General features: G+C 44.2%; 17 protein-coding genes. 8 read left to right on the top strand and 9 right to left on the bottom strand.

Annotated features, from left to right (window positions below):
* Positions 1–27 precede the first annotated feature (27 nt).
* From tssC to GA693_RS04845, 3 genes are read right to left on the bottom strand one after another with little or no spacing between them, the layout of a single operon-like run.
* A complete protein-coding gene (gene tssC, locus GA693_RS04855; protein ID WP_005177804.1) occupies positions 28–1,509 on the bottom strand; it encodes a type VI secretion system contractile sheath large subunit in 1,482 nt (493 codons plus the stop codon).
* Entirely contained in the window at positions 1,502–2,005 is a 504-nt protein-coding gene (tssB, locus tag GA693_RS04850) for a type VI secretion system contractile sheath small subunit (protein WP_045795670.1), read from the bottom strand. The genes tssC and tssB overlap by 8 nt, the downstream gene beginning before the upstream one ends.
* 20 nt (positions 2,006–2,025) lie before the next feature.
* Entirely contained in the window at positions 2,026–2,664 is a 639-nt protein-coding gene (locus GA693_RS04845) for a hypothetical protein (RefSeq protein ID WP_104483770.1), read from the bottom strand.
* A 390-nt stretch (positions 2,665–3,054) separates the two neighbouring features.
* Here GA693_RS04845 and tssH point away from each other — a divergent pair, with 390 nt between their 5' ends.
* From tssH to GA693_RS04815, 6 genes are read left to right on the top strand one after another with little or no spacing between them, the layout of a single operon-like run.
* Positions 3,055–5,733 (top strand): type VI secretion system ATPase TssH, encoded by a 2,679-nt coding sequence (gene tssH / locus GA693_RS04840; RefSeq protein ID WP_160241324.1) that lies wholly within the window; start codon positions 3,055–3,057, stop codon positions 5,731–5,733.
* Between the two features lie 19 nt (positions 5,734–5,752).
* Positions 5,753–6,868 (top strand): type VI secretion system protein TssA, encoded by a 1,116-nt coding sequence (gene tssA / locus GA693_RS04835; RefSeq protein WP_005177797.1) that lies wholly within the window; start codon positions 5,753–5,755, stop codon positions 6,866–6,868.
* Positions 6,869–6,873: 5 nt separating this feature from the next.
* Positions 6,874–8,238 carry a type VI secretion system baseplate subunit TssK gene (gene tssK / locus GA693_RS04830; RefSeq protein WP_160241325.1) on the top strand — a complete coding sequence of 455 codons (1,365 nt, stop codon included), beginning with the start codon at positions 6,874–6,876 and terminating at the stop codon, positions 8,236–8,238.
* 12 nt (positions 8,239–8,250) lie between these two features.
* Positions 8,251–9,057 carry a type IVB secretion system protein IcmH/DotU gene (icmH, locus tag GA693_RS04825; RefSeq protein ID WP_075167754.1) on the top strand — a complete coding sequence of 269 codons (807 nt, stop codon included), beginning with the start codon at positions 8,251–8,253 and terminating at the stop codon, positions 9,055–9,057.
* A 14-nt stretch (positions 9,058–9,071) separates the two neighbouring features.
* Complete coding sequence (locus GA693_RS04820) at positions 9,072–9,716, top strand: hypothetical protein (protein ID WP_160241326.1); 645 nt, start codon at positions 9,072–9,074, stop codon at positions 9,714–9,716.
* Complete coding sequence (locus tag GA693_RS04815; protein WP_075167752.1) at positions 9,713–10,675, top strand: M15 family metallopeptidase; 963 nt, start codon at positions 9,713–9,715, stop codon at positions 10,673–10,675. Before GA693_RS04820 ends, GA693_RS04815 begins: the two co-directional genes overlap by 4 nt.
* 13 nt (positions 10,676–10,688) lie before the next feature.
* On the opposite strand, the gene GA693_RS04810 is transcribed toward GA693_RS04815, so the two are convergent.
* The 6 genes from GA693_RS04810 to GA693_RS04785 form a co-directional block, all read right to left on the bottom strand.
* Positions 10,689–11,453 carry an alpha/beta fold hydrolase gene (locus GA693_RS04810; protein ID WP_160241327.1) on the bottom strand — a complete coding sequence of 255 codons (765 nt, stop codon included), beginning with the start codon at positions 11,451–11,453 and terminating at the stop codon, positions 10,689–10,691.
* Between the two features lie 141 nt (positions 11,454–11,594).
* Positions 11,595–12,470 carry an MBL fold metallo-hydrolase gene (locus tag GA693_RS04805; protein ID WP_005177784.1) on the bottom strand — a complete coding sequence of 292 codons (876 nt, stop codon included), beginning with the start codon at positions 12,468–12,470 and terminating at the stop codon, positions 11,595–11,597.
* Positions 12,467–12,889 (bottom strand): DUF6691 family protein, encoded by a 423-nt coding sequence (locus tag GA693_RS04800; protein ID WP_005177782.1) that lies wholly within the window; start codon positions 12,887–12,889, stop codon positions 12,467–12,469. The genes GA693_RS04805 and GA693_RS04800 overlap by 4 nt, the downstream gene beginning before the upstream one ends.
* A gap of 1 nt (position 12,890) precedes the next feature.
* Positions 12,891–13,307: a YeeE/YedE family protein gene (locus GA693_RS04795; protein WP_016658158.1), complete on the bottom strand. Its 417-nt coding sequence runs from the start codon at positions 13,305–13,307 to the stop codon at positions 12,891–12,893.
* A 495-nt stretch (positions 13,308–13,802) separates the two neighbouring features.
* A complete protein-coding gene (locus tag GA693_RS04790) occupies positions 13,803–14,549 on the bottom strand; it encodes a hypothetical protein (RefSeq protein ID WP_016658159.1) in 747 nt (248 codons plus the stop codon).
* Positions 14,550–14,552: 3 nt separating this feature from the next.
* Complete coding sequence (locus GA693_RS04785; protein WP_160241328.1) at positions 14,553–14,810, bottom strand: hypothetical protein; 258 nt, start codon at positions 14,808–14,810, stop codon at positions 14,553–14,555.
* 1,061 nt (positions 14,811–15,871) lie between these two features.
* On the opposite strand from GA693_RS04785, the gene aroQ reads away from it, so the two are divergent.
* Positions 15,872–16,327: a type II 3-dehydroquinate dehydratase gene (aroQ, locus tag GA693_RS04780; RefSeq protein ID WP_005177772.1), complete on the top strand. Its 456-nt coding sequence runs from the start codon at positions 15,872–15,874 to the stop codon at positions 16,325–16,327.
* Positions 16,328–16,343: 16 nt separating this feature from the next.
* Complete coding sequence (gene accB / locus GA693_RS04775; RefSeq protein ID WP_005177770.1) at positions 16,344–16,766, top strand: acetyl-CoA carboxylase biotin carboxyl carrier protein; 423 nt, start codon at positions 16,344–16,346, stop codon at positions 16,764–16,766.
* Positions 16,767–16,774 lie beyond the last annotated feature (8 nt).

Raw genomic sequence — 16,774 nt, 5'->3', positions numbered from 1 at the left:
TTTAGTTAAAAGTTATTATAAGTTGCCTCAATTTGAGGACTGAGGTAACTCAGTAACAAGTCGCAAAGAAACCGACAACTCGTCCAACTGGAAATGTGGTCTTAAGAAAACCACAGACTTGTAGTGTCCCGGCTGAGCAGGATTTTCTACAACCTTTACCGATGCTTCACGAAGCGGATATTGTGCTTTCGCTTCCTGAGAGGCACCGTCGTCAAGCAAGACGTATTGCGATAACCAGTCATTTAAAAAGGCTTCAACATTGCCAGCAGAGGCAAAGCTGCCGACCTTGTCGCGCATCATGGCTTTTAAATAATGGGCAATACGCGAAACCGCCATAATATATTGAATCTGGCTAGATAAGGCCGAGTTGGCATTGGCGCTATCGCTGTCGTATTTCTTCGGTTTTTGTGCAGATTGCGCACCAAAGAACGCCGCGTAGTCAGTATTTTTACAATGTACCAGTGGAATGAAGCCTAAATCGCTTAATTCTTTTTCACGACGGTCAGTAATGGCAATTTCAGTTGGACACTTGAAGACCACTTCGCCATCGCTGGTTTTAAAGGTATGGACCGGCAGGCCTTCGACCAGACCACCACCTTCAACGCCACGAATTGCCGCACACCAGCCATGCATATCAAAGGCATTGGTTAAACGGGTACCAAAGGCATACGCCGCATTCATCCATAAATATTCATCATGGTTTTGGCCCGACACTTCTTCAATAAAGTTAAAGCCTTCAGTGGCTGCACCATCTTTCGGATGGAACGGTAAACGGCCCAATACACGCGGCATGGTCAATGCGACATAACGTGAATCTTCGCTGTCACGAAATGAACGCCACTGTACATATTCTGCAGTTTCGAAAATCTTGGATACATCACGTGGACGGTCAATATCGGTAAACGATTCCAGCCCCAGAATGCTCGGACTTGCCGCAGAAATAAATGGTGCATGCGATGCCGCAGCCACGTGCGAAATCTGCTCCAGCAGATACATATCTGAAGGCGTACGGTCAAACTCGAAGTCACCAATTAAAGTCGCATACGGTGCACCACCAAATGAACCATACTCTTCTTCATAGATTTTCTTGAACAAGGTACTCTGATCAAAATCAGTCGCGCCCTGGAAATCTTTGACCAGTTCTTTTTTGGTCGTATTCAGCATGCGGATTTTAATCAGCGGATTCGACGGTGTTTCCTGACAGAAATAATATAAACCGCGCCAGGTCGATTCAATTTTCTGGAACTGCTCATGATGCATGATTTTGCTGAGCTGGGCAGAAATGAGCGCATCAATTTCAGCGATACGTTTGTCAATCGACAAAGTCATGTTTTCAGAAACAGTAATTGTCCCGGCCATGACTTCTTTGGCCAGTTCACCAATCAGGCTTTTGGCACGGTCATGTTCTTCTTCATTGCGGGCAATCCGGCTTTGCTCGACAATCGAGTCCAGCAAAGTCAGTTCTTCTGCAGTCTGGGTTTGCGCCTGAACGGCCTGAGCATTAGTCATGATCGGCCTCCGCGCTTAATTTACGAATCTGGTCGGTATTTTTTAATACTTCATCCAGCAGATCTTCCAGACGTTCGCTATTGGAAATCTTGTTACGCAAATCGGTTAAACGCTCACGTGCTTCGACCAGTTTACGCAGCGGATCAACCTGTTGCACCACGCTTTCCGGACGGAAATCTTCCATGGAAGTGAAGGTCAGATCCACCGACATGCGACCGCCCTCTTCAGTTAAGGTATTTTCCACATCGAATGCTGCGCGTGGCGCCAAAGATTCCATCACTTCATCAATGTTATCCAGGTCAACATTAATGAATTTTTTATCTTTTAATTTGGTCTTTTCCAGTTCAGAAGCAGCAGAGAAATCCCCCAACACCCCCACCACAAAAGGCAATTCTTTCACTTCTTTGCCATCACCCACTTCAACATCGTAAGTCAGTTGAACACGTGGAGGACGAATGCGCTGAAGTTTCTTTTGTACACTTTCACGTTTAGCCATAATACAGTGATCCTGTTTTATTATTTTCGTAGCGATTCAAATGGATTATTTGAAGCCGCTGGTTTTGCTGCCGGAGCAGTTGTTCTTGTTGCAGTTGCTGCCTTGGTCGATGCGGTACGTGTGGTTTTAGCACGACTTGCATTACTGCTTGCTTTACGTGCTGCAGCACGTTGGGCTGCAGCTTTTTTGGCAAGCGATGCATTGGTAATGGCCTTGGCAGAACTGGTATCCGGAGCAGGCACTGAAGCGCGGATAGTATCCGATAATTCCTTGGCCGCTGGATAGGTCACTTCGTCAGATAAAAAGCGCATTTGCTCGGTACGCATATAGTTTAAGGCATTTTTGGCAATCGAAACGCCTGCTAAAAAGTGTGCATCAGTCAGGTCTGGATGGCGTACGCCCTGGTTTTCCAGCTGTTCTACCAGCTGCAGGGTCTTCATATTTTTACCAAGTTCCTGAAAACGTTTTGCGGCTTGAACTTGCAGTTCTTGTTTCACCTCTTGATTTTTTTTATTTTCTTTGGCACACACTTGCTGATAAATCCCCAACAATGCCTGATCAGTTTCTCCCTTAACCAGCGGATAATCCTTGATACAGCCTCGTTTTAGCTCAATCTGCTCATCTGCATAAGCAATTGGGGTGGCACAAAGTGTCGCCATTAGGGGAAAAAGAAGAATACTTTTTTTCAAAACGAGCCTCTAATTTCTAAATTCATTTATAGTGAATGGGTGTATTTGAAAACTGAACACGAACAATTTTTATCAAAAAAAAACATCGCGCAAATTTAACAAAAAATAAACTTCTGGCGTCAAGACAAATTCTGCCAACTATCGACAATAATTGTCATATTTTTGTTTCCGGTAAAATTATTTTTGTCTTATTTGTTTTCATTTTTGAAAAAATTTTAGGTAGAATACTACAACCCCAATATTTATATCAATATAAATTATTGATATGTAAGTAAAATTTATTTTATTTACTGAAAACGATGTTCAGCCCATGGTCGCTACTTTAACCCATTTGGACTGGAATTATAACTAGAGCGTGTTATGAATAATTTAAAAATTTTGATTAATAAACTATCAAGTCATGCCAGAACAGCCTTAGAAAAGTCTGCCAATGCCTGTATTAATCAGCAGAACTACGAAATTGAAATAGAACACTTTTTCATAGAATTATTAACCCAAGACCATAAAAATGACCTGAGTCTCCTTCTCGATAAATATAAAATTTTAAAAGATGATCTCATTCATGATTTAAAAGAAAGTGTCAGTCACCTGCCAAAGGGTAATTCTCGTACACCTATCTTTGCAAAATCTATCATTCGTCTGTTAGAGCAAGCCTGGTTATTAGCCTCGGCCGAGCAAAATCCGCAAATTCGTAGCGGTCACTTACTGGTTGCTTTGCTAACTGCACCTGATCTTTATCAAATTGCGGTGCGTGCTTCGAGCCTGTTTGACCTGTTCCCAATTGACACCATGAAGCACAAATTTTTAGATGTGTGTGTTAAAAGTGTCGAAAATGAAACAGCTCACGCTCCGGAAACGGCTGAAACTGAAAGTATCGCCGCCACTGAAACCCCACCAAACAGCAAAAAAACGCCTGCGCTGGATCAATACACCATTAACCTGACCGAAAAAGCCAGAACGGGCGCGATTGATCCGGTGATTGGCCGTGAATTTGAAATTCGCCTGATGCTGGATATTTTAATGCGTCGCCGTCAGAACAACCCGATTTTAACGGGCGAACCAGGTGTCGGAAAAACTGCGGTGGTAGAAGGGTTGGCACTTAAGATTACCAACAATCAGGTACCCGATGCGCTGAAAAACGTGCATTTGCATGTGCTGGATATGGGCCTGTTACAGGCTGGTGCCAGTGTTAAAGGTGAATTTGAAAACCGCTTAAAACAGGTGATTCAGGAAGTTCAGGCGTCAACCCATCCGATTATCCTGTTTATTGATGAAGCGCATACCTTAATTGGTGCTGGCGGACAGGCCGGTCAAAATGATGCCGCCAACCTGCTGAAACCGGCACTGGCTCGTGGTGAGTTACGTACTATCGCGGCCACCACCTGGGCCGAATATAAACAGTATTTTGAAAAAGATGCCGCGCTCAGCCGCCGTTTCCAGGTGGTCAAAGTTGAAGAGCCAACTGAAGAAGTCGCAATTGATATGCTGCGCGCCATGATTCCGGTGATGGCCAATCACTTTAAGCTGAATATTGATGATGAAGCAATTGTCACGGCTGTGCATGCCTCACATCGTTATATCAGTGGTCGCCAGCTCCCGGATAAAGCGATTAGTGTATTAGATACCGCCGCTGCACGTGTGGCGCTGACTCAAAATGCCCAGCCGGTGAAACTCGATCAGTTACAGGCGCAGCTGCACAATTTAACACTTGAACGCGAAATTGTTGAAAAAGAACATGCACACTTCCCGATTCATCATGAACGTTTAGACGGTTTAAATCAGAAAATTACTGCTCTTGAGCAGGAAATTGCCGATACACAACAGCAATGGCAACAAGAACTGGAACTGGTTCAGCAGATTCAGACGCTAGAACAGCAAACTGAAAGCGATGAAAATAGCCAGACCCAGATGCAGCAGTTACGCAGCCAGTTGCAGCAACTGCAAGGTCAACATCCGCTGGTATTTGAACGCGTCAATGCCCAGATTATTAATGAAATTATCTCGGACTGGACCGGTATTCCTGTCGGAAAAATGATTAATGATGAAATCAAGCAGGTTCTGACCTTAGAAGATAAACTTTCTGAGCGTGTTATGGGGCAAGACTATGCCCTGCATCAACTGGTGCAAGGTATTAAAACCTCAAAAGCCAAGCTGGAAGATCCAAACAAACCGCAAGGCGTGTTCCTGCTGGTCGGCCCAAGTGGGGTTGGTAAAACTGAAACTGCCCTGGCCTTGGCCAATGAGTTATACGGTGGTGAATCGCATCTGATTACCATCAACATGTCGGAATATCAGGAAGCGCATACGGTTTCATCTTTAAAAGGTGCGCCGCCGGGTTATGTGGGTTATGGTCAAGGCGGTGTGCTGACGGAAGCCGTACGTCGTAATCCGTATAGCGTGGTCCTGCTCGATGAAATTGAAAAAGCGCATAGTGATGTGCAGGAACTGTTCTATCAGGTGTTTGATAAAGGCATGCTCGAAGATGGTGAAGGTCGCCTGATTGACTTTAAAAATACCACCATCCTGCTGACCTCTAACGCCGGTTCCGGCGCCATCATGCAAAGTTGCCTGCCGCTGCCGGTAGATGAATGGCCAAGCGCAGAACAGCTGATTGAAAAGCTGAAACCAAGTTTGTACAAGCAGTTCAAACCGGCCTTTTTAGGACGTATGCGGATTGTGCCGTATTACCCATTGCATGATGATTTACTGGTACAAATTATCCAGCACAAACTCGGTAAAATTACCGCGCGTCTGGAACAGCAGTACCAGACCAAAGTCAGCTATTCCGACGATTTAATCGAATTACTGCTGAGTCGCTGTACCGAAGTCGATAGTGGTGCACGTAATGTCGACAATATTCTGAATTCTTCGGTGCTTCCGGCCTTGGCGACAGAAATCCTGATGGCACTGGCCGAGCAAAAAATTCCGCAACTGATTCATATTGATGTCAAAGACGATGAAATCATCTATCAGCTCGATCCGGAACAAAAAACGGCCAAAAAACGAAGCAGTAAAAAAGCAAAGATGACTGAAGCGTGATCAAGGATTCAGAACAGCAATGAACCTCAACCTCGATGTATTGTTACACCCGATTTCTGCCGAACAGCCTTGCGGAGAAGATTATTCTTTTTCCAATGAGTTTCATGCCATTAAAAAGGCCAAAACTCAGGATGATCCGCTTCTCGATCAGGGCGATTGGGTCTCCGAACCCAAACAGGCCGATTGGGGTTTTGTACATAGCAAATCGACTGAATTACTGGAAAGCAAAACCAAGGATATCCGTTTATATGGCTGGCTGCTGGAAGCATGGAGCAATTTGTATGGCTTTGAGGGCATTGCTCAGGCTATTCAACTCAGCCATCGAAGCTTGAATGAATACTGGTTGCAGCTGCATCCGGAAATTGAAGATGATGATCTGGATCAGCGTATTGGTTTATTACAAGGTTTGATCAACCAGATTCCGGTGCTGATTAAAACCGTGCCGATTGTGACTGCACCGCACCTGAGCCTGCGTGATTATGACAATTTTCTGTATCAGGACAATTTGCGTCGCAAGCAAAGTGAAGATTCATCTGATCAAGCAGCCACGCCACAGCTGGAACAGTTTGATCAGGCGCTGTTGAATACCTCGAAGTCGCTGCAATACCAGAATTACCAGCACTTTCTGGACATTTTGCAGCAGTGGTCAAGTTTAAAAGAAGTACTGGATCAATTGATGGGCCTGGATGCACCAAGTTTTGCCGCCATTGACTCACAGCTCGATTCGATTCATTCCACGCTTAAAAAATTATATAAAACAGATGCCTTTGCCGCGCAGACTCTGGTTGAAGCATCTGAACAGAATAACATTGTGACTGCTGATGCCATCAATGCTACAGCAGCCCCTGCCATAGCGATGCCCATCATGAATGCACCGACCGGTTTTCAACCGCAACCTCAAAACCATCTGGCCAACCGTGAACAGGCCATGCAGGTTTTACAGGAAATTGCCGATTACTTTCAGGCCAATGAACCCCATAGCCCGGTCAGCTACATGCTGCAAAAAACCATTAAATGGAGTCAGATGCCGCTGCATGAATGGCTGACTCAGGTAATTAAAAATGACAACCCGCTTGAAAATATTCAGGAATTACTGGGTGTGCAAAGCTCTAATGAAACAAATAGTGATTGGTAAGTGCCATGTTTAAAGCAGATAAAATTCTTTGGGGCGAAGGCTTATTTTTACGCCCGCAACATTTTCAGTTGCAAGACAGCTATCATGAACAGCGCCTGAACCATACTGTTCGTTCCACCATTCCATTTGCTTATGGTGTGCAATCTATAAAGTTTGATGAAGCTCAGCTAAATACCCATGTGCTGGCTTTAGAAAGTATTGAAATGCTGTGGCAAGATGGAGAAATCTATCAGGCGCCAGCACGTGATTTACTACCTGAACCGGTACAGCTGGATGACCTGAATCTGCGTGGTGAAATGCTGGTTTATCTAGCGCTACCGATTGTACAGCCAAATAAAAATAATGTGGTGTTTGAATCTGGCGCTCAACCGGGCCGTTACCATTCACATCTCACTCAAACCCATGATTTATTCACCGACGCTACCCCGGCAGATATTACCCTGCTGAAACGCCGTGCCGAATTTAAACTGCTGGATGCCCAGTTTGAACCAAATCATGAAATGGATGGCTTTATCTATTTGCCGGTGGCCAAAATCAAACGCCACAGTTCCGGCCATTTCGAGTTTGAGCGCAAATTTATTCCACCAATTTTACATATTGAATCGAGCGACAGCCTGCTGCAAGGCCTGCGCCGTACCTTGAATGTGATTAAAGCCAAAATCAAAACCATTCAAACCAATAACCGGGAAAATGAACAGAAACTGATTGAGTTCCGTTCTGGCGATATTGTTTCGTTCTGGCTGGTGAATGCCTTAAATACTGCACATGCGACTTTAAGTCATGTTCTGCAATATCCCCAGATTCATCCGGAACGTCTATTTTTTGAATTATTACGTTTAACCGGTTCTTTGCTGACCTTCTCGACGGCCTATGAAGTCGATCAGTTGCCGCGTTATAAGCATCATCAGCTACAGGACAGTTTTGAACAGCTGGATGTCATTCTGAGAGAATTGCTGGATACCATTATTTCCAGCCGTTATATCAGCATCGCCCTGAAAGAAATCCGTCCGTCTTATTGGGTCGGCAGTCTGGAATCCGACAAAATTACTCGCGATACCCGTCTGTATATTGCCGTGTCCAGCTCGATGATGCAGGCGCATGAACTGATCCAGATTGTGCCGCTGCGTTTTAAAGTCGGTAATACGGTTGATGTTGAACAGCGTGTGATGTCCGCCTTACCGGCTATTCCAATTCATCACCTGATGCAGGTGCCGACTGCCATTCCAGTACGTTCCGGAGTGAGTTATTTTGAAATTGAGCCGAATAATGACCTGTATCAACGTATGCTCGACTCGGAATCGATCTGTATTTATGTACCGGCTGGCTTCCAGGATCTTTCTATTGAACTTATTGCTGTCATGAACGGTTAAGGACATTTTTTCATGAATACTCCACATCATGCACCTTCCTTATTTGATGATGGTCAGATTGGTACTGGTCTGACCCCGCCACAGGTCAACCCGAAAATCAGCAATAGTTCTAATCTGGTCGATTTACTTCATGACGGCTTCTATATTGTGTTCCTGATCAAGAACCAGTATGTGCCGGGCAATGTTGAAGCATTCCGCGAAAAAATCATGGATATGCTGAACCGCTTTGAAACCCAAGCAAAAAAATTGCAGTTTTCAGCCGATGATATTCACGATGCTAAATATGCGTATTGTGCCTTGCTGGATGAAACCATCGTGACCCAGCAAGACCCGAAATTTTTTGATTTGCAGAATCACTGGCTGATTAATCCCCTACAACTCAATCTGTTCGGTTCGCAGCTGGCCGGCTATCGCTTTTTTGAAATGCTGGAACAGCTCAGAAGTCGCGGCAAAGAACGTCTGGCGGCTTTAGAGGTTTATCATTACTGCATGCTGCTGGGCTTTCAGGGCAAATATCGTATTGAGTCGATGGAAGCACTAAACCATATAGTGGCGCGTGTCGGCGATGAAATTGATTATCTGAAAGGCAAGAAAACCGCGTTTTCCCCTTTTGCTGCCTTACCGGATCAAATCAAACATATTATTCACCGTGAATTACCTTTTTTCTGGATTTTGCTGTTTTTAGCCCTTTTTGCCTTATTGTCCTTTGCTGGCCTGCGTTACATGCTATCCAACCAGAACAGTAGCGCAATGAGCCAATATCAAAACGTGATTACTGCACCCACGGAACAGGCGCATATCACCATTCATTTACCATAAAATTTAGATAAAACATGGCAAACGAAAAACAAACTTCATTACGGATTTTACAAAGTAACAAGCCAAAATCGCCGTCGCCACTTTTATATAGTCTGGGCGGTTTTGTGGCGGGGGTCGTGGTCACCGGTTTAGCCGGTTATGCCTATTTTTATGCAGGCCAGCCATCGACAACACTAGCAGAGTCCACTCAGGCAATGGCCGCGCCAGCGGCTACTCCATCGGAACTGCCGGCAGAACTGGAAGAATTAAAAAACCAGATGACCGATCACTCTGGCAGTTTTGACGAGCTCGAAGATGTGCAGGCTGAACATCCGGTTGAGTTTCAGCAACCCAATGATGGTGATTTAAGTAAAATCTTTGCCCATCAACCAGCAAAAGTTGCTGCCCAGCCTGCGCCAAATCAAGCGCGTGTAGCTCCGAACTTTCCGCAAGACATGGCCAGTGCTCCTGCGGCGACAGCAAAACAGCCGCCTGCACCAAAACCAGCTCCAGCACCAGCCAAAGCTGTTCCTGCTAAACCGGCTGCACCGGTCGTGGTACCAATGGCCGCCGTAGAACCAGAAGAAACACCACAGGCCAGTGTCCAAATTTCGGTCACCCGTAAACCGGTAGAAAAAGTTGAAACTGTAAGCGTACAGGACACTGCTATTCATCCATGATTGCGGTTATTTTTATTGCCTTTGTGCTTGTTGCCTGCAGTTTGGCACTGCTATTGTCTTATGAACTGCGGGCCAAGGTATTATCCGGTTTTCAGGCACTTATTCCCAACAGCAAAAAACAGTTGAGCTCGGTGAAAAGTCTGGCTCAACAGTTTAATCATGCGGCTGCAGCAGAACAGACTCAAACCCATTGGCATATTCAGCAATGGTGGATTCTGATTGCCGGATTTTTTCTGTTTTCCAGCATCATCCTGTTTGCCTTTACCCGCCCGATTAGCGCCACCAAAATTGAAGCTGACTATTTAAGAGAAGTCGATCCTCAAGTTTATGCCCTGCTTGAAGGTGAAATGCTGTCGCCACCACCTGAAGTAGAAGAAGCACTGGTTGAAGCCGCCGTGGTTGAGGCCATGCAACTGGAAAATCAGTGGGCGGCTGTGCCGGCAGATCAGCATAGTTATGATCCAGCGGTGGAAGATTTACATGCTCATTCTCATGTCAATCCATCAATTGTGAGCGCTGACCGAAAGTGGCATAAGATGAATCCGCGTTATAAACAGCGCCTGCTGATGGTGTTTAAAATCATGAAAGAACGCCACGGCTATGAGCTGGTGCTATTGGAGGGTTATCGTAGTCCGGAGCGACAAAACTCGCTGTCCAAAAATAAAAACACCACCCGTGCCCGTGGTTATCAAAGCTATCATCAATTTGGTTTAGCCGCCGATGTGGCCTTTAAACGCAATGGCAAAGTGGTGATTTCCGAGCGTGACCCGTGGGCAATGCGCGGTTATGAACTGTATGGCGAAGTGGCGGAGTCGGTTGGTCTGACCTGGGGTGGCCGCTGGAAATCCATTAAAGATTATGGTCATACCGAATACCGGATGCCAGGCTTAAAGAAAACCCGGGAAATGGCGGAAAAGTTGACCTCGGAAGGCCAGCTGATGGCCAATGCACTTGATTAAAACAATACCGGGCTTATGCAGATAAAAACTGCTGGATTTTATCAACCACTTCAGCAGTTTTCTCTGCATGCAGCCAATGCCCCGCATTTTCAACAGTTTCAATATTGGCCTGACTAAACTGCTGTTCAATGGTAGCATAGTGTTCCGGTTTAGATAAATACGGAGAGGCGCCGCCACGAATAAATAAACTTGGTGCATCCACCTTGACTGACTGCCAAGATAAAATTTTCGGATAAGATGCATAAAGTGCATCAACATTAAATAACCACTGCCCTTTACTAAACGATTTCATCAGAAACTGAATCACTGCATCTTCACGCAAATGCTGCTGCATAATCTGGGTGGCATCCTGGCGTGATTCCACTTGTGCTTTTTTGACAGCAAATAGCGCATCAAACACCTGATCATGATGATTTTCCTGATAGGCAAATGGTGTCATGTCCAGCACCACCAGTTTTTCCACTCGCTCTGGTGCAAGGTCAGCCAGTTGCATGGCAATTTTTCCACCCATGGAATGGCCAATCACGATAAATTTTTGTACCTGAATCGCATCCAAGGTTTCCAGTACATCTTGCGCCATCTCGGTATAGCTCATGCTCTGGCGATGTTCCGATTTTCCGTGGTTACGTACATCAATCTGGATGACTGGATAATGCTCCTGTAACGCACGTGCCAACATACCCAAATTACTCAGGCTGCCAAATAAACCATGAATAAGAACAACCGGAATGTCGGTGCTTGATAGATGTTGTTGTGAAGTCTGGAAATTGAGCAGCATTTTTGATTCCTTGTATGCATCGGTTTTGGCTTTCTCGATATTATAGGATAAGTGTTTTATTAAAATTGTATTTTTGCTTAGGCTATTTTGTATCAGGCCAAAAATATCGGCCAGTTGCATGAAGGCATTGGCCGATCCAGTTTATTTGTTGAAATAATTGAGTGGCAGTTTCAGATAGCGCGTGCCATTGGCTTCCGGTTCAGGGAAATGTCCGGCCACCATATTGATCTGAATGGCAGGCAGAATCAGTTTTGGCATCGATAAACCGGCATCACGGCGATTACGCATTTCTACAAACTCAGCTTTTTGCGTGCCATCGTGAATATGGATATTCTCGGCTTTTTGCTGCTGGATACTGGTTTCGTGTATAAAGACCTCACGCCCTTCAGGCAGATAGTCATGACATAAAAATACCCGTGTCTGTGCTGGCAACTTATACAGTTTTTGCACAGAATCAAACAGTTGCTCTGCACTACCCTTCGGGAAATCGCAGCGTGCAGTACCATAATCCGGCATAAACAAGGTATCGCCGACAAAGACTGCATCACCAATCACATAGCTTAAACAGGCCGGTGTATGCCCTGGTGTTGGAATATTGTAGGCCGTTAATTCACCAATACTGAATTGCTCATGATCATCAAACAGATAATCAAAGGCTTGATGCGCATTCAGATATTTCAAATCCAGATTATAAATACGGCCAAACGTATCCTGCACCACAATAATCTTGTTACTGATGGCAATTTTTCCACCGAGCTTTTCTTTTAAATACTGGGCTGCGGTCAGATGATCTGCATGCACATGGGTTTCTAAAATCCATTCAACGCTTAGGCTATTTTGCTGAATATAGCTAATAATTGCGTCGGCACCTTCAGTCGAGGTAGATGCCGAAGCCGCATCATAATTCAAGACGCTATCAATAATTGCACATTGCTGCGTGGCCGGATCGGTCACTACATAGCTGAATGTATTGGTCTCTTTGTCAAAAAAATGTTGTACAACTGGCGTAGCGGTCATGATTTTTTCCCTAAAAGTCGATGATGGAGATACATGCCATACATCATCGCAGCAATAAAGTACAGCGCCTGATAATAGCCCAAACCAATTAACGTAAAGCTAGGTGCAGGACAAATGCCGGCAATTCCCCAGCCAATCCCAAACAAAGCGCTGCCGATAATCAGTTTAGAATCTAGCTGATTTTGCCGCGGTAACTCAATGGCCTCATGATACACCGTCTTAGGTTCGGCCTGACGTACTGCCTTTTGAAACGGAATAAAAGCCACGGCGATGGCACCCATCATCACAAAAGCCAGACTGGCATCCCAATCCCCAAAAATATCCAGAAAACCTAGTACTTTTTCCGGATTGGACATACCCGAAATCATCAGGCCCAATGAAAATAATCCGCCAAATAGAAACGCCCAGATATTTTTCATTTTAGAATGCTCCTGTGATATGGCGGATGACATACACTGTCAATACGCCCGTCAGCATAAAGGTCAAGGTCGCTACCATCGAACGTTTGGATAAACGGCTGATTCCACAAATACCATGACCACTGGTACAACCCGAACCTAAACGGGTCCCAAAACCAACCAAAATACCGGCCACCACCATCATGAGTGGTCTGGCGTCAAGTTCAATCTGTGGCTGCTGCCAGATTCCATAAATAAACGGCGTAACAAACAGTCCCAATAAAAACCACAGCGCCGGTGTTTTAAAGATGGTGCTTGGCTGCATCACCTGAGCCAGCAAACCACTAATCCCTGCGATTCGTCCGTTCACATATAAATAGCCGACCACGGCGGCCCCTAATAAAAGACCACCTAAAAACGCAATCAGGAAATCATGCATCGCCATACACCCAAAACATTATATGTTTTTATAATATATAAAATATCAATAAATAGCTATCCTTTCTTACAAAGAGCTAACCATCCTCCCCCTTCCTTTATTCTGGCTTTTGCGTTGTCATTTGCTGATTAAGGAGAGTATTGCTTAGGCTATTTTAGGGATAAAGGAATGAGAATGAAGCGTTTAAAAAATAAGGAAAATAAAAAAGCTTCCACTGACTAGAGGCTTAGCGCGGCCAGCACATCTCTAAAAATAGGACTTGGATAAAGACTATTTTAGTTTAATAAACCGCCTTACAGGTCGTAAATGGAAAACAGTTTGCTAGAAAAATCATGTGAATTTATTAGCTGATCTTGATAGTTGGGCAAATCCCCCGAATATATCCTCGGGGAATTTTGTACTTCGGCAGAATATTATGTAGTTTGGCTTTAATTTCTTGGCGTTTTAAAGCTGCTGATCAGAAATAGAGATGAGTACCCATCCAAGTGAACTGACTTACTCAAAAGCATTTAAAACTTTCTCTACAAACCACTCTGGCAACACCTGCGCCTCGGGATTTATTTTTAACAGCTCGGCATTTTCAATCTCGGCCAGAAAAGATGCGGCTTGACCATCCGTCGAGTTATCAAAAAAGTAGGTTCGATCTGTGGCATCCACCGCCTGCATTAATAAATCCATACTGCGGTAGTAACGCTGTTTAATCTTTTGTTCAGGCACGCCATGCCCGCCCTTCTCTACGCGATACTGCACCCGCGCAATATTAATCAGCGGATCAACCGTGGAAACATAGTACAGATAGGTTTTAAATCCGTGGCGTTTTGCCTCATGTAAAAATTCTACTTTGGAAATATGCGACATCACTGTTTCAAAGGTAAAACTCACCTTTAAACGTAAAAATTCCAGGCGAATATAATCAATAATACGCGCGCATAAATAGGAATCGATTTCTGCAGGATCAAACTGTACGCAGCTTGCACTGATTAACACCGGTGGCTGACGTAATAAAGGCACCCATGTATTTGCCTGCGGTCGTTGTTTTTGTTCTAGAAAGGAAATTAAAGCGGCTGCATTCAATGCCCGATGATAATGGTCCAAATGCAAAACTGCAGAGTGTTTAAGCTGATATTCGAGTTCATCTGCATTTAAATATGCCCCAATATGATGGGGCAACAAATATTCCTTAATGGTACTTTTTCCTGAACCATTCGGACCTGCAAACATCCTGATGCGGGGTTGTGGCATAAATTAGTGAACGGTCTGTAATTTCTTTTTGCGTGTCAAGGTTTTTGGAAGATGCTGCGCACTACGATAAGCCGCCGACACATCTTTCATTGCGCTTTCCTGACCATTCGGCTGGCGCTGTACCAGTTGCTGATCTTTCACATACACCACAGTTGAAGACGCACATGCCTGCTTAAAAGCATCACGGAATGCGTGAATCGCCAGTTTTGGAATCATATCATCCTCCACCTTGCCTGCTTTCATAATCGTATAAGCTGTCATTGGACAACTCCTGTTCACACTGTGTGTAATGTCTTTATCTTAGCACATCAGGGCTATTTGTCTATTTATACAGCATTTCGCCGATACAAGGTTGTCACAGGCTGAATTAGATAGATCTGTCTTACTTAGGCTAAATTAAGATATTTGTCGCTTTTAAGAAGATTTCCCCTTAATTAAAGCAATACTGTTATTTTTTAATTCTAAAATCAAGGCCCTACTCGCCAAACCAGTTTAGGCAATACGTGAACTATCAAATTTTGCCAACCTTGCCTGAACGGCTTTCGTACAGAAAGACACAAAACTGTCTTTTTCAATGAAAGAATTGGTCAATGACTTCCTGAAAATAAATCTAACGCTTTTGACTTCAACCTGCTCTCGTGTTCGTCACAATGACTATCCATAATCAGGATTGCTCTTTTCCTATTGGTGCTTTAAATACTCGAATACACCCTCTATCTGAAAGATCAGCCCAACTATTAAGCACATGCTAAACTGATCTAAACAGCACGCTAATGACTGATCTAAGTACTATATCCCAAGCACAGAATAAAGATAAATATTTGTAATTCAATAATAAATAAAGATAGCAACACGGTAGTTTAAAGCCAGATAAAACAGAATCTATAGCGGCAACCTCTCAGCAGATATATTGAATGGTATAAATTTTAAAACGCGGCCAATTCAATATAGAAATCAGGAGGAGGATAAAAACTCCCCAAATTCAGGGATAGCATTCCGGGGGAAATCCAGAGATAAAACCGGATGCACATGCAGGCCATCTACTTGGGCTTAAACTCATCAAACTATTTTGCGGCAAACCTGTGAATGGTTTTGGTCAATTCTCATTACAATGTAAAAAACCGTAATTTCGTGCAAATTTGGAATCTTTTAACATTGCGAATTGTATGCAAAGTTTGCATGATATAGCCATATTTTGCGACATGCTTTTCACGTAAATTTAAAGAAATTATAAAAAAAATGTGGAATTTCATGCCATAATAAGCAAACTTTGCAGACATCTTGCAAAGACTATTTGCAACTTATTAATTGGAGCAGGCTGGATGAGTTCAACCATTTTGGTTATTCATGGACCGAATTTAAATTTGCTAGGAAAGCGAGAACCTGAGGTTTATGGACACCTTACCCTTGAGGATATAAATCAGCAGCTCATGACACAAGCGCAAAATGCATCATTTTCGCTAGAAACTTTCCAGAGTAACTGGGAAGGTGCCATTGTCGACCGAATTCATCAGGCAGGTCAAGAAGGCGTTCAATTCATCATTATTAATCCTGCAGCCCTGACCCATACCTCAGTCGCAGTACGTGATGCACTTCTTGGCGTTGCCATCCCGTTTATTGAAGTCCATCTGTCTAACGTGCATGCACGTGAAGCATTTAGACATCATTCATATTTGTCCGATAAAGCTGTAGGCGTGATCTGCGGATTGGGTGCAAAAGGCTATGCTGCTGCACTTGACTACGTTATCGAAAAAATTCAACTCACTTCGCAATCTTAATTAGGAATACTGTCTCATGGATATCCGTAAAATCAAGAAACTCATCGACCTGATGATTGAATCTGACTTACAAGCGATTGAAGTTAAAGAAGGCGATCAGGCGATTGCGCTTACTCGTCGCAGTCCAGTAGTAGCGGCAGCAGTTCCAGCAATGCCTGCTCCAGCAGCAGATCTGCCATCAGCACCGAAATCTTCTCCACGTGGCGCAGTTGAAACTTCTCCAATGGTTGGCGTGTTCTATGCAGCACCAAGCCCAGGTGAAGCACCTTTTGTGAAAATCGGTCAAACCGTTTCTGCAGGTGAAACCTTAGGTATTATCGAAGCCATGAAAATCATGAACCCGATTGAAGCAACTCAAAGCGGCGTGATTGAAGAAATTCTAGTTAAAAATGGTGAAGTGATTCAGTTTGGTCAACCACTCTTCCGCTACCGCGCTTAAGACCACGG

This window comes from Acinetobacter indicus (assembly GCF_009914475.1).
In the GTDB taxonomy this organism is placed as follows: Bacteria; Pseudomonadota; Gammaproteobacteria; order Pseudomonadales; family Moraxellaceae; genus Acinetobacter; species Acinetobacter indicus.
The sequence above is the reverse complement of the archived record's forward strand: the minus strand, read 5'-3'. Positions and strand labels throughout refer to the sequence as shown.